Consider the following 14,139-nt stretch of genomic DNA (forward strand, 5'->3'; position numbering starts at 1 on the left):
CTGACTAACACAGCAGTTAAATGAAGGAGATCATAAAGATGCCAGAAAGAATTTATAATTTTAGCCCGGGCCCAGCTACTCTCCCATATGAAGTACTTGAGCAGGCTGCTAAAGATGTTGTCAACTTTCAGGATACTGGTATCGGCCTTATTGAAACCAGTCACCGTTCCAAAGAGTTCATGGCTGTTATCGATGAAGCTGAAGCACTTCTTCGTGAACTCATGGAAATACCTGATAATTACAAGGTACTTTTTCTTCAGGGTGGAGCTTCAAGCCAGTTTTACATGATCCCGATGAATCTGCTCTCTAAGGACCAGAAAGCTACGTATCTCAATACAGGTACATGGTCGAAGAAATCTATCAAAGAAGCTCAGCTTTTTGGCAAGGTTGATGTTGCCTATTCAAGTGAAGAGCAGAGTTTTAACAGAGTTCCTGAAGATAGTGAGTATACTGTAGCTGATGATTCAGAGTATCTTTACTTTGTATCTAACAATACTATTTATGGTACACAGTTTCAGCAGATGCCGAAATCTGAGAAGATGCTGATTTCCGACATGTCTTCTGATATACTTTCCAGAAAAATTGACGTATCCAAGTTTGGCTTGATCTTTGCCGGTGCTCAGAAAAATCTTGGGCCTGCTGGTGTTACGCTTGTCATCATCCGTGAAGACCTGCTTGACAGAGCACCTGCAGCAATCCCAACCATGCTTAAGTATAAGACTCATGCAGATAAAGGGTCCATGTTTAATACCCCGCCAACCTTCCCTATTTACATTGTTGCTCATGTGCTTAGATGGTTAAAGGACAAGGGCGGTGTCGTTGCAATGGAGGAAGCCAACCGCGAAAAAGCCGCACTTCTGTATCAGGCAATTGATGCAACAGATTATTATCGTGGACATGCTGAGGTTGCATCCAGATCCAACATGAATATATCTTTTAATCTGCCGACAGCTGAACTTGAGCAGAAATTTATCGCTGAAGCTGCTGCAGTTGGCCTGAGCGGACTTAAAGGACATCGATCAATCGGTGGTTGCCGTGCATCTATATACAATGCATTCCCTCGGGAAGGCGTTGTGAAGCTTGTTGAGTTTATGCAGCAATTTCAAGCTAACAACCCTGCATAATACCTATAATCCCGATATTTTCGTACAACTGGAATGCTCTTCACCCTTATTAATATGAAAAGATCGGGTTTATAGAAACGAATGGATTACGTAGGTCAGATCATCCGGCCGCCGAGTGAGGCTAATTCAATTATTCTCCAGGTAACGGTCGGATGCTCTCATAATAAATGCACATTCTGCGGGGCATATAAGGAAAAACGATTTTCCATAAAAGATGATGCTACTGTAGATGCCGATATTCAGTTTGCATCGCAATACTGCAGAAAACAGCACAAAGTGTTTTTAGCTGATGGCGATGCGCTTATACTCCCCTTCCCTCGCCTGATACGAATCTTTAAGAGAATCAAACAGGATATGCCCTGGGTTCGTCGTGTTTCACTCTATGGCAGTGCACGGTCTATCAGATCTAAAACCAGTGAGCAGTTGAGTGTCCTTAAAGAACTTGGTCTCGATCGTGTTTATCTTGGTCTTGAGAGCGGCAGTGATACGATACTCTCAAAGGTCAATAAAGGGGAAACCGCGCAGAGCATGATACAGGCTGCACAGCATATTAAGCAGGCAGGTCTTTTCCTCTCTGTTACAGTGCTGCTCGGACTGGCTGAAGTTGCCGGTTCTGAAAATCATGCAATCGAGACGGGTAAAGTCCTCAGCAAAATGATGCCGAACCAGATCGCAGCTCTTACCCTGATGGTGCTCGAAAATACAGAACTTGGAAAAGCATACAGTCGCGGGGAATTTCAAATTCCTCATGCATATGAAATGCTGTCTGAGCTTAAGGTTCTGGTTGAACATATTGACACATCTGCCCAGTTTCACGCCAATCATGCGTCGAACTATTTACCAATCATGGGCAGACTACCAAGAGATAAAGAAAAAATACTGGCCTTGATACACGAGGCGCAAAGTGGTGCCCGGCAACTCGTGCCGGAGGGTTTACGACGATTATGACAATGAAGAAAACAGACCTGAGAAATTTTGATCAGGACCAGTTGATAGAATATGTAGAAAGCCTCGGACAGCCGAAATTTCGTGGCAAGCAGATTATGGGATGGTTGTATCGACCCGGTATTTCATCTTTTGCAGAAATGACAGATCTGGCTAAAAAGTTCAGAGAAGTTTTAGATGAACACGCCTATTTTTCATCCTTTACTAACCCAATCATCGAAAAATCATCAGATGGTTGTGTAAAGTTCGGTTTCACGCTCGAAGATGGAAATGTGATTGAGTCTGTATTTATCCCTGAAGAAGATCGAAACACATTGTGTATTTCCTCACAGGTTGGTTGTGCAATGAAGTGTACATTCTGCCTTACCGGAACACTTGGGTTCACACGCAACCTGACTCCGTCAGAAATAGTTAATCAGGTTATTGCAGTACAGGATTATCTCAGTTTACAGCCAAAAGATGAACTTATCGGGCCTGATCGTGTGACCAATGTTGTTTATATGGGCATGGGAGAACCACTCAATAATTTACAAAATGTTATCACCTCGCTCTCTATTCTTATAGAACCCAAAGGGCTTGATCTTACCTCACGAAAAATCACCGTTTCCACCTGTGGAATTGTGCCTAAAATGCGTGAGTTTGGTGAAAAAACTACAGCAAATCTGGCTATTTCACTGCACGCAGTTGATGATGCAACGAGAGATATGCTCATGCCTATCAACGAAAGATATTCTATTGATGAGTTGCTTGAGGCATGCAGAACCTATCCTATGCCAAAAAGACGCAGGATAATGTTTGAATATATTATGCTTTCAGGTATAAACGATTCTGACAAGGATGCGAAAATACTCGCTAAAAAACTACGCAAAATTCCGTGTAAGATTAATCTGCTGCCATATAACGAGTGTCCGGATCTGCCCTATAAAAGTCCGACCCGCGAACGCATGCTTGCTTTTCAGAAAGTCCTGATGAATGCAAATTATTCAGTATTTATTCGACATAGCCGTGGTGCAGATATCTCTGCAGCCTGCGGTCAGCTTGCCGGGAAAGAGAACGATAAGTAATTTTAATACGTAATATCAAAACGTTTAGAAACCAATATGCACAACAGTCAGGGAAACGATAGATGAGTACTTCAGAACCGTATGTTCTCGGGATCGCAGGAGGTTCAGGGTCCGGAAAAACTACTGTGATCAGGAAGATTCTCGAAAAAGTCAGTGATGAAAACGCTATAATCCTGCAGCATGACTGGTATTACAAAGATAATCCGCATCTGTCTTTTGATGAAAGATCACAGTTGAATTACGACCATCCGGAGGCTCTTGAAACGAGTTTACTCATTTCTCATCTAAAAGAAATTGTTGCAGGCCGCCCTATCACTGCCCCGCAGTATGATTTCAGCAATCACCTTCGCAAAAAAGAAACTCGTCTGATTAAACCGGAGAAAATCATCATTGTTGACGGAATATTAATTTTCAGAGATGAAAAATTACGCGACTTGATGGATCTCAAGATTTACGTTGATGCTGACTCCGATCATAGATTTATTCGCAGAATGGAGAGAGACATCAAAGAGCGGGGTCGAACCCGTGAATCCGTAGTCGACCAGTATCTGCGGTCAGTAAAACCAATGCATGACCTTTTTGTCGAAACCAGCAAACGTTATGCCGACATTATCATCCCGCACGGAGGAAAGAACTCTGTGGCAATTAACCTGTTTATTGCCAAAATCGAATCGGTACTGGCCAACGATTTCTCGATGGGCTCAGATATAATTGATAGCTGAAGTTTAGTTGTAATTAAGGTTCTGTCGCAAACGTCCCCCCTCCATCCACACTCAATTATGTTGCCAAAGAGTAGAATGTTTCTGCTAGTTTTTTGACGGAATTATACTGTGATGGCAGTTACCTTTTCCGTAGCATATGAACTATCTCAATGCCATTCAATGTAATGGAGGCAGAGTCAAATGATTTGAAACCGAGCATGAAATTGGTTATTCGCTTTATGCCCCGATGATCCTGCTCAACAATGTTGTTGAGCAGGATCATCGGGCGGATTTCAATGGATGTGCCGTTCTCGTTATTATAATTCTTCAAGAGCAGACTTATTGGCCGCACTTCCGTCAATTGTGACCTTCTCGGGAGCTCCATTGTTGTCGATTGCCTTGAGCAGGAATCGTTTGGCGGCCAGCTTGTCCCGGTTCGTGGTCAGCAAGAAGTCAATGGTCTTGCCTTCTTTGTCAACGGCTCGATACAGATAGTGCCATTTACCTTTGACCTTGATGTAGGTCTCATCCATTCGCCAGCTGGTGCCAACAGCTTTCTTCCTTTTCCGGAACTCAAATTTTAAGATGGGAGTATATTTAACGACCCACCGTTGAACTATTGCGTGATCGACTTCAACGCCTCTTTCCTTCATTAGTTCCTCAATGTCACGATAGCTTAGGCTATACCGCAAGTACCAGAAAACAGCTTGAAGAACGATACACTTCGGAAAATGCCCATCGTGAAACCTTTCCTCGCTTGCCATTGAACTACCTCCACGGAAGTGAAGATAGCATAGCAAAAGTTTGCAAGGCTGCCAACGGGAGAATCAAGTTTGCGACAAAACCCAAGGAACCCTAAACCAGAAGAGACTGGTTAGGGGGCTACAGGAGCGGATATTTAATATGAACAAGTGGTAGCAAGCACAAAATGCCCAGGGCACCAACAATAACTGCTCGAAAAACCGTTGCCCACATCCATACCTTTGCGGCATTAGATGTGACTGCCGGGGCAGCTAAGTGGATAAACCCGACATACGCCCCGGTAACCATGACACCGTATAAAAGAAAGCCCAAAAGGCTTGTGCCAACTGCAATGAGGTATGCAAATTCACTATCTTTCAAGAGCTTTAAAAATGGACCGTCCGCCATTTTATACCAAAACACTATTGCATTAGCCAAGCTTATTCCAACGGTCGTATTAGCTATATCCCATAGCCTCAGTATCATGGATTCATCAAAGCTGTTCATAACCATTGTGTTATCAAGATTAGAGTTTATTGGTTGTATTTCGGTGACTTTTAAATAACATCAAACACTCCAAAAAAATATTGGCATTCAGATAAGGCTAACGGTGTACTGCCGTCTCACTGATCAACCACCACTTGTAATGTGTTTAATGAATTTTTTCCAAGCCTCCTTTACAGGTTGGAACCTTTTGGTAGCAAGGTCGTTGTGATTTTTCCTTACGCTACCTTCTGCTGGAAATATGAAACTGAAGAATGATATCAAGGATCCGCAGGCTGCAACAAGTAAGGGAATCATCAGTATCAATACACCAGACGAAACAACCTTTGGGTCAAGTTCCTTTAAATAAGGAACTTGACTAACTATTTTATCCATCAAAATATTGCCGTCTGGCCAGATCACAATGTCGAGAACAACGAAGTATCCTGCAATAAAAATCATCTTTCCCAATAGCCCCACTCCACAGGCCCCTTTTTGCAGTAAGGATTTAAACTTTTGAGAACAAGATTTTGACAGCCATACCCAGAGCCTGGCACCACGATCTATCGGATATTTGCAAATTATTTTCAATAGATCTATCAGGGTGGATACGAGTACACCAAACCCTTCCACATACCATGTCCACAGCTCCCGAACCAGCTGGCCGAATGCTTTACTCGCCTCATCCACAGAAGAGATAAGCGGCAAGAATCGATCATTAGACAACGAAGACATCTCGACCACTTTCCCCTGCACTGCATGTGGTGCCGAGGTCGAAAACCATATTTCAACTTCTTTAGTCTCAGCAAGGGCCTGATCGCTCAATTGCTCTGCTACCCAGGTCATAAACTCTTCCCGCAAAACTACATTACCACCGGAATCAACCTCGGCATAATACCCTCCCTCTCCAACGCTGTTGATATGGACCTTTAAACTTGGAACCTGTTGCCCATCAAACCGAAGTTTCAACACAAACGTCTGCTTATTCAAGATAGCTGCAACAGGAAAAACGAGTCTAGTATTAATAGGCTGTACGGCATCTTCCGGATACGCACAACACTGTAATTCATATTCGACAACCAGATTAACATCGACCATTCCCAGGCCATGACACTGTACCCTGACCGGCATGGGTGCCTTGAAATCCCCCCTTGCCTCTGGTTGTAAGTCCTGCTCTTTCCACTCATTGTAAAGTTCCAGAAGATCATCGGATCTCTGGGGAACGCTTACGGTTCCCGGAACGGTGAGAACAGAGCGATTACAGAGATACACAGCGATCTGTCGCGCAATTGCGACTATCCACAGAGTTGAGACATCCACGTTGGTTTTCACACATGATTTCAGTGTGATCCCACCAGTTTCTATCGGAGGGAGAGGTGCCTTTCTGTCCTTACCCAGCCAAAGCATCCACGGTAGTAAACCACGCTGGAATCGTCCCGACCAGGAAAGTGGTAAGGCTGTACCGCCCATCTCGACATTTGCAACTCTGACGGGTCCGCCTCTCCCTCCTACGGCTAACGTTCGCAACTGGGTGTGATACGTAACACGCCAGCCTTTACCGGACTCCAGACTCTCATACTCGAATCCCAGATCGGGTCCGGAGATCTTGACTCCCGAATCATTCCTTGAAGATTGCTTCTGCTGACCTTTGGTGATCTGCGACTCTGCAGAACCGGTATCTGTTGAATCAACTAACGCTGAAGGGAAATTGACCTGCAGGATACTTTTATGCCCCAACATTGGCCGAACCAAGATATACATTCCACGAACTTCAACCCCAGCCGGCAGATCGCCAAAATCAAACAAGGCTCTCGCTTCATTCAGCACTGGTTTTTCACGGAACGATTCACCTGAATCGTATTTTGGGGATAGAACTGTCTGCATATATTCCCTGTCTTTTTTAGGCTCTTAGAATTACCAACCAATCTTTATTTTTCGTAATTCCCCTTGCTCCTTTTATGCCCATGCTGATGTTGTTCATATCCATTACATCAACATTGAATACAGGATGATTTTTTTGGTTAAACCTCAACAATGCTCCTAGCCCTGCAATGATAGCAACTAGCAACCACTTCCCATCTACGAATGATTCAAAACCTGCCCATGCGCTAGCGTATGTGTATGTGAAACATGCGAGAGCCACCATTATCAGGAAACAGACAAGCATATTACTCAACCAATCAATAATGCCGCTTTCAAGATATTTAGGAAGAAGCTTCATTTTCATCTCGACATGAATCAGGTGCCAGTCAGTGACCCCATCGATATCAGCATCGTCCCTCGATACACCCCTAAAAAGCTCAGATAATTTCTTGATAGCTACCTCTACATTCTCGACTACTTCAGTATCGCCAAAACTAGCGAAAAGCGACTGCAGAGATACATGGTTTTTATCCGTAGTTAACCGCACTTTGTATTTCTTTCTGTTTTCGGCCTCGGGATATTCCAGAAAATCCAATTCATAGACGTCAACCGTTGGTACTGTCAAAAAATTATGTTTTATAAGTATGTCTTCTCCCGTCCCTTTTAAATAAACGTACTTCCACATGGGCTTCGCCACACTGACCGGGGCAGTATCCTCCTTCCCCTGGAACCGCGCAGCATATCTTTGATCAAGGTTCTTCACGAACACGCTATCCAATTGATCACGGATAGTATCCGCTTCAGCTGCTCGTTTGACACCTTTGTGAGCAAGTTCCTCCACCGTTGCATGAGATACAGCTAGGGCCTCAATGAGCTTCTGCAGATCATCCTCGGTTTTAACCAGCCCCTTCTCCATCTTTTTTTTTGTCTCTGCAACCTCCTTACGTGCATGCTGTTGAATATTGTTCCAATCCTCAGCCTTTATAGGATCGCCCGCGGCGTGCGGGATCCAAGGATCAAACTCTTTCAAATTAGCTTCTTCAGGTACAACTTTATCTGCCTCCGACATAGTTATACACTCCTGTATTGTTTCTTCTATGCCGACCTGGCAACCTCGATAGCCACACCGGCGGCGACAGCAACGGCAATTCCCAGGTCGGCAGGATCAATTTCCCGTTCTCCATCTTCCATGGTCGTATCCCTCCCTTTTACCAAGGAACATGAATCCTCAAATATCATCCGATCAAACCGGGCACTTCTGTGGTCGTACCTAGCCTCTCTCGGCCAGCACGCCTGCCTCGGCAACTCTAGTCTCACCCTCCCTGCACGGTGAACAGGCCAGGTCATGGTTATTTTTGCATCGGGAGTGACTGCCTTATCTGTGAAAACCGAGGGGAGAGTCCTCCCCTGACCACCAGTAAACAGAGAGAGATCATAACGCCCAAAATCTGCGCTCACTCCACGTCTGCCAGCGTATACTGCACTGTCATTATAAAGAGAATCCTCACCGAACAGGCTGCTTACTGCAGATGCAAGTTCCCAACGCTTTTTACCGGTCCCCACAGTCACCGCCATTACCGCTTTCTCTCTATTTTTCATGGGGAACCAATCGTCGAATTTTCCTATTGAACGGGTTTTCAGCGCTACCTGAACTTCCTTACCATTCTCTTTCACCAGAACAGCCCGCAATCCGGAATTACCATCATGACTCAACTGCAATCTCAGACACTGCTCTCTCTGCAGCACTCCTTCCCATCTCAGGGCTCTCCCTGTGTGATGGTTTATCAACGTGGGTGCAACGATACGCTTGTTCGCCCGAATCTGAACCCCCCCGACAACCTCAACCACTCCGTCATTTGAGGTTTCCCAATCCTGTTTCTCGGTTGTATTGCATGAGAAAGTTTTCTCCTCAGCAGGAAATTCCACTATCCGTATTCGTGGCAGATTGGTTACATCGGATACAATCCTTCTCTCCTCCGTTCCTTTTAAGTTGGCGTAACTTACGAAACGGTCGGCCGGAGGCATATCTAGCATTGCAATATGATCAGAACTCTCCTGCCACCAAGGGGAGAATCCCGCAACCATTAAGCCAAGACGGCTGGCAGCGAGTCGGGCCAGTCCAAGCGGTGTAGAAGTACCCTCCAGATGCAGGTCGACATGCTCCAGTAACCGGGCTCTATATTGATCGACTGTTTCCTGATCAGTCCCCCGGATATATGTTGCAGACTTTTCAGAAAGGATTCTGTCAAGTCCCTCGGGATAGCGTATTGGTTGTATTCCATACAGCCTGCCGATTCTGGCGAGATTGTTAATCTTCCCCCCGATGCTGTCGGTACTATCAACCCAACGGGTTGCGATCAGTTCGGGTATCCTTCGCTCAATAAGTACGAGTTCTCTCGCAAAAGCATTAATGAGGCGCCTCAGGTCCGAATTCGGCTCCCTGGTCTGCATCCACCGGGGCAGTCTTTCTATGATTGTCTCGGCAATTTCTGTCTCGCTTCGAAGAATGGCTGTCATCCTTGATCCTCCCTGGAAATTTTCACGCGGATAAACACACCGGCAACCCGAGCCTCATGCACCGCCGCCCTCACCTTTCTGCGCCATTCCAGGGTATCGCTCCTTGCTGCCAGAGGAGCGACCTCAAGTACTAGATGACCTATTGTCGAGTGCCGCCCCTCTTTAAATCGAACGACCCTGCCCCCGGCCCGCCGTACTGCCTTCCGAATCGCCATTATCGTCCCCGGATTATGGGTGACCATCCTGGAGCGGACACGAGATCGCATTTGCTCATCATTCTCTTCCTCCCAATATGCGGTCGGTTGGGGATTTGACACCTTCACCTCGGCCAACTCAGATATTGGACATAGCAGGATATCTATCTGTCCCACCTCCACAAGGCCATCCTTCCCCTCATAACCGGAACAGGCCTGTACCCTAACCTCGGCTACGGGTAAAGATGCAGAAATATTCACTTCCGCCATAGACTGAAATTCAACTCCACTTCTGCTTGAACTTGCAAGAAAGAGCGCGCCTGCAGGCAGTGTAAAAGTATCGTCACCAAGATTTTCCGGAGCAACCTCAATCCTGACCACTCCTTGGGCATAATTCCTCCGGGAAACACCAAGTATTGAGACAACCTTGTCCAGTGCCCGTCCTTCAGCTGTATCAACAAAACCGCTTTCATAGGCGATTGCCAGAGCCTCGCGTAATCGTTCTATCTCAAGCCCGATGGATTCAACCAGGGTCCGTGCGACACTGCCGACCGCCATATCGTCGAGAGCGAGATGTTTGCTGTTTTGGGGAAGATAGTCGACACAGACTGGCCCCCTGCCGTTGGTGTTGTAATCTTCAAAGGTTTTATATAGATCGAAATGACTGCCTCCTCCGACAAGCCGGATATCAATTCCTATGGCGAGTTGAACAGCCTCCTCTCCCCTTTGAGATGGAGCAATAAAAGCGTTGACGATCCGGTCGGCGGTTTCCGGCAAAGTATATCTGCTTATCCCGTTCACCATGGATACGGAATAACGACGAGCACCAAGAAACAGACCACTGGCTATACGGCCTAGGGTGTCTCCTGTTTTCTCATGCTCGAAAGGATTAGTCGTCATGGTCATGATTTCACTCCAAAGCTATTTTGGTGTGAACTTCGATTGTGCCGGGGTGAGAGACAGCTATCACAGAGAGAGAAATAGACAAAACACCAAGACCTTGCCCGCTACTCCCCACAATCACATCACTCACTCTCTCGATACGCGGATCCTGGGCAAGGGCCTCAAGAACATAGAGCCTTGCCCGCTGCCTGGTTTCTGCGTTGTCTCTCATTCCGATCAGGCTGGAAAGCCGCGACCCGTAGGTCGGATGTCCCAGGGCCGTCAACTCTCCCACTGTTGTCATCAACCGAGCCAGGATAGCCTGCTGGAGGTTCTCCGCTCCACTGCAGACGAGGAAATCGATATGCTCTTTCCCACCAGAGGAGGATTGTCGTTTGTCTGCACTGCTATGCATTGCCAAGGCCTGCTGAATAAGTCGATCTGTTTCCGACGTATGGTGCTCCGTCCGATCTGTAAAATTACACGATCCCAGGTTGAGATCAGCAAAACGATCCTGGGCAAAACTCCCAGATGCCAACATTTTCAGATCCGATTTCAGTTCATCTCTAGACATCACTCCTCCTGATCTCAGGAATTATCCATTATGCACATCGCAGCCGGTGGGCCTAAAATCTGTAATACTCCATGCCCAGAGGGAATTCTATCCCCCACCCGCAACATAGCATTTGAGTTTATTTTCAATGTCTTGCTGGCAATTTGCCCCACTGTCAACATATAGAGTGCACCGGTTGAAGAGTTGATCATCTGACACATTGAACCCGCCGTGGCCACTGGAGCTCCATCAGCCAGAATGGACGGCAAGGGGACCGAGATGATTACGCCTGTATCGGTCGGTCCCGCTGCTCCCGGGCTCACGATTACGCTAGCCCCAACTGTCACCACCGGGCCCGGCATATTTCACTCCTTTTTAGGTTGAAAAAGATGTCATCCCCTTCACATTGATGGTCGCCGCTTTTAATTCTGTACTGCTGCCGCCATCCACAGTTACCTGGGTCTTTCCTTTCATTTCAATCTTTTCGGCTGACAGAGAAAGTGTGCCGTTTTCCGCTTCAAGGGTCAGGTCTTTTGCAGCCTTTACGTTGATGGAGCCATCCTTGCCCAGCAATATGCTTGCATCGCCATCCTTTATCGATACGGTAGCGCTTGGACCTGAATCGGTAGTCGTTAGGGAAAATACAACAGCTCCTTCTCCAAGAATTACGGATACCGTCTGGTCATCTACGGTAATCTGGACCTTATTCTCCGGCAAGACCAGGCTCACCTTATGAGGAGCATCACCCTCCTGTTCACGGGCTGCCATCATCCGAATCTGCCGGTTCTCCTCAATTTTTCCGTCATACGGTAAACAGAAGAGAACCTGATCGAATTTGGAGGCTGGCGCATGAACAGCGTCCGTATAAAGCCTCCCCAACATCATTGGCTGCTGCAGATCCCCCTGACTGAAGGTCAGCAGGACAGTATCCCCCACGTTGGGAGGGGCAACACTCCCTATCCGGGGAGTCACCATCGGCACCAGTGGAAGTTCCAGTCCACTATTGCGTAACTTCACATCGCAACCGTACCCCTCTCCCTCCGGACCTTCTTCATGCACCTTCACCACCACACCGATTTCGGACACATAGAGCCTTTCCATCTCTCTGCGGGAAATTTTCTGTATGAGGTCGATAAGTTCCGTTGTCACACAAGCCCCTCCAAAATCAGTCCACCGATTTCAAAATCCACCGTAGTCACGAATCCTGTCTCCCCATTCATTAAGTGGTGAATCCGCCGCACCAGCATATGACCGGTGACGGATGGGGAGCTGCGGAGGCTGATGGCATCACCAAGGTGAATGCCCGCCCGGCCAAGAATTGTCATGGTCCCCCGATGCTGACGGCGCCTGGACCTTGAGTAGGTAGTATGAGCCACTATATCGGCGGCAAGCTTGTCCCGCAGTGCGGATGACTCCACCCAATGACCGGCTCCGGATGTACCCGCTCTACCTGCGCTCGGTGCAAAATCTGAGGTAAGATAAGGCCAGGTCCGATCGCCGCTCTCTCCCCACACTTCCACATAATCACTTTGTGCCGCATGCTCTGCAGTCTCAATCTTGAGAAGGACTGGTTTCGGATCAATTACGTGACACCTATTATAACCGTCCCCCACCCGGAAGTTGAGCCTTCCTCCTTCCCCGATAAACAAATCTCCTCCTGCCAGGTCGGCCAGGTCTCTGATTTGTCCGTGAGCCGGGCGTCGCGGATCGATGAAGTAACGTGCGAGACGAACGCCGCTATTGCAAATACCGACATCAAGGCCGCACTCTCTAGCTACATCACGTATTATCGTCCCTGCCGGTGCGTCCAGAAACGGCTCGCGGATCGGGACCGTTTGATTGAGGCGACTCAGCTCTCCCAACACCTCAATAGACCAGCCGGATGCCACCTCACTGACTCTCGAAACTTGGCCATACCAAGTTCCACGGTTACTGTCGCCAGCGTATCCCAGCTGGATTTCCACAGGGTTAGTAGGCTCAGGACGAATCACACTTACCGGCAGGTTTAGAGTCGCATAATCTAGCCCCACCTCCATATCAGCCACTATCTCAATATCGATATCGGCCAATCCGCCGCCGGTCGAGACAGTCTCAAAGACGAGTGATGCTATTCGCACTGAATATACAGGAGTGGTTAGTGCCTCATCCTGCCCATGCCCACCAGAAGAGAACACGTCAAGGGGAGAGCTGATGATTCTTACTGAAGCCGGCGTAACCTCACGCAGACTCAACTCATAACTGACACCATCATTGGCGGAGGTGGAGAGATGCAACTGCAACTTCTCGATGACCACAGAACTGAAGCGACTCACAGAGCTCATATCGGAAGTAAAGGGCAGCGCTTCACCCCGGTCGATAGCTTTCCGGATACCGCTCGAAGCCTCGCCGGCCTTGTCCATCGGCCAGTTGCCATAGAGCTGAATCCTTCCGGCACAACGACCAAGCGTTTGTTCCGCCGGCGGCGAATGTTCCGGCAACATACCATCGAGTTTTAAAACGGTACGTCCACTATCTATTCGAGCTACAACCCCCAGGTCAAGCTCACCCAGAACTGGGCTTGCAGTCATTGCGCTCTGCATATCTCCCCTAGATGCAATGGATTTATACACAATAGAAGTACAATCTTATCCCTTGACAGCGTCTTCAATAGGCCCCAGTAGCGTTATTATTTTTTCGACTTTATCCTTAATTTTTTCTTTTAGATTACTCACCATTTTCGGCACACCAATTGCATTTTCGGCAATCTTGGCGATTTCGTCCGCTTCTTTACTGTCCATTCCCAAGGCGGACGCCGCCTCGACAACCGCTTTGACAGCCTGTGCAAAATCTATCCACGGACCAAGCTCGATCTCACCAAGTTTCTCCACATGACCTTTTATCTTCTTCAGGACCTTGATGAGTTCAGTCACCAAATTCGGACTGCTCGGCAACACATTTAGTTCTTTCAAGGCCTTAGCGGCTGCCTCAATCTTTTTGACCTTATCCTCGTCGTCTAGGAAATCTTCAAAAGTGTCCAGGGATTTTTCGAGCCTGCCCAATACTTCCTTAATATCTTCTGTTGCCATACCATGC

Annotated in this window: 14 protein-coding genes and 1 pseudogene; 4 read left to right on the top strand and 11 right to left on the bottom strand. The window is 47.3% G+C overall.

All coding sequences use genetic code 11. The annotated features are described in order from the left end of the window. The first annotated feature begins 38 nt into the window (after positions 1-38). The 4 genes from serC (at position 39) to udk (ending at position 3,855) form a co-directional block, all read left to right on the top strand. On the top strand, positions 39-1,124 hold the full coding sequence (gene serC, locus FCL46_RS10420; protein ID WP_136806415.1) for a 3-phosphoserine/phosphohydroxythreonine transaminase: 1,086 nt from the start codon (positions 39-41) through the stop codon (positions 1,122-1,124). An 81-nt stretch (positions 1,125-1,205) separates the two neighbouring features. Continuing rightward, positions 1,206-2,072, top strand: a complete 867-nt coding sequence (locus FCL46_RS10425) for a radical SAM protein (RefSeq protein ID WP_136806416.1) — start codon at positions 1,206-1,208, stop codon at positions 2,070-2,072. Beyond that, positions 2,069-3,133 carry a dual-specificity RNA methyltransferase RlmN gene (gene rlmN, locus FCL46_RS10430; protein ID WP_217909600.1) on the top strand — a complete coding sequence of 355 codons (1,065 nt, stop codon included), beginning with the start codon at positions 2,069-2,071 and terminating at the stop codon, positions 3,131-3,133. The genes FCL46_RS10425 and rlmN overlap by 4 nt, the downstream gene beginning before the upstream one ends. 62 nt (positions 3,134-3,195) lie before the next feature. Then, positions 3,196-3,855: a uridine kinase gene (gene udk, locus FCL46_RS10435; protein ID WP_136806417.1), complete on the top strand. Its 660-nt coding sequence runs from the start codon at positions 3,196-3,198 to the stop codon at positions 3,853-3,855. A 55-nt stretch (positions 3,856-3,910) separates the two neighbouring features. Here udk and FCL46_RS10440 read toward each other — a convergent pair. From FCL46_RS10440 to FCL46_RS10490, 11 genes and pseudogenes are all read right to left on the bottom strand, one after another. After that, positions 3,911-4,598: pseudogene (locus tag FCL46_RS10440) on the bottom strand (IS6 family transposase). Between the two features lie 118 nt (positions 4,599-4,716). Beyond that, complete coding sequence (locus tag FCL46_RS10445) at positions 4,717-5,088, bottom strand: hypothetical protein (RefSeq protein ID WP_136806418.1); 372 nt, start codon at positions 5,086-5,088, stop codon at positions 4,717-4,719. Positions 5,089-5,205: 117 nt separating this feature from the next. Continuing rightward, on the bottom strand, positions 5,206-6,942 hold the full coding sequence (locus FCL46_RS10450) for a hypothetical protein (protein WP_136806419.1): 1,737 nt from the start codon (positions 6,940-6,942) through the stop codon (positions 5,206-5,208). Positions 6,943-6,958: 16 nt separating this feature from the next. Further along, on the bottom strand, positions 6,959-7,990 hold the full coding sequence (locus FCL46_RS10455; protein ID WP_136806420.1) for a hypothetical protein: 1,032 nt from the start codon (positions 7,988-7,990) through the stop codon (positions 6,959-6,961). 26 nt (positions 7,991-8,016) lie between these two features. Next, positions 8,017-9,438, bottom strand: a complete 1,422-nt coding sequence (locus FCL46_RS10460; protein WP_136806421.1) for a hypothetical protein — start codon at positions 9,436-9,438, stop codon at positions 8,017-8,019. Next, positions 9,435-10,538, bottom strand: coding sequence for a baseplate J/gp47 family protein (locus FCL46_RS10465; RefSeq protein ID WP_136806422.1), 1,104 nt, complete (start codon positions 10,536-10,538; stop codon positions 9,435-9,437). Before FCL46_RS10465 ends, FCL46_RS10460 begins: the two co-directional genes overlap by 4 nt. A 4-nt stretch (positions 10,539-10,542) precedes the next feature. Then, entirely contained in the window at positions 10,543-11,088 is a 546-nt protein-coding gene (locus FCL46_RS10470) for a GPW/gp25 family protein (RefSeq protein ID WP_136806423.1), read from the bottom strand. Between the two features lie 14 nt (positions 11,089-11,102). Next, the gene (locus FCL46_RS10475; RefSeq protein ID WP_136806424.1) at positions 11,103-11,429 is read right to left on the bottom strand and encodes a hypothetical protein; all 327 of its coding nucleotides are present in this window, start codon (positions 11,427-11,429) and stop codon (positions 11,103-11,105) included. A gap of 13 nt (positions 11,430-11,442) precedes the next feature. Next, a complete protein-coding gene (locus FCL46_RS10480; RefSeq protein WP_136806425.1) occupies positions 11,443-12,216 on the bottom strand; it encodes a phage baseplate assembly protein V in 774 nt (257 codons plus the stop codon). Next, positions 12,213-13,634 carry a hypothetical protein gene (locus FCL46_RS10485; protein ID WP_136806426.1) on the bottom strand — a complete coding sequence of 474 codons (1,422 nt, stop codon included), beginning with the start codon at positions 13,632-13,634 and terminating at the stop codon, positions 12,213-12,215. Before FCL46_RS10485 ends, FCL46_RS10480 begins: the two co-directional genes overlap by 4 nt. Positions 13,635-13,691: 57 nt before the next feature. Further along, entirely contained in the window at positions 13,692-14,132 is a 441-nt protein-coding gene (locus tag FCL46_RS10490) for a hypothetical protein (RefSeq protein WP_136806427.1), read from the bottom strand. Positions 14,133-14,139 lie beyond the last annotated feature (7 nt).

The organism is Desulfosediminicola flagellatus (assembly GCF_005116655.2).
Taxonomy (GTDB): Bacteria; Desulfobacterota; Desulfobulbia; order Desulfobulbales; family Desulfocapsaceae; genus Desulfopila; species Desulfopila flagellata.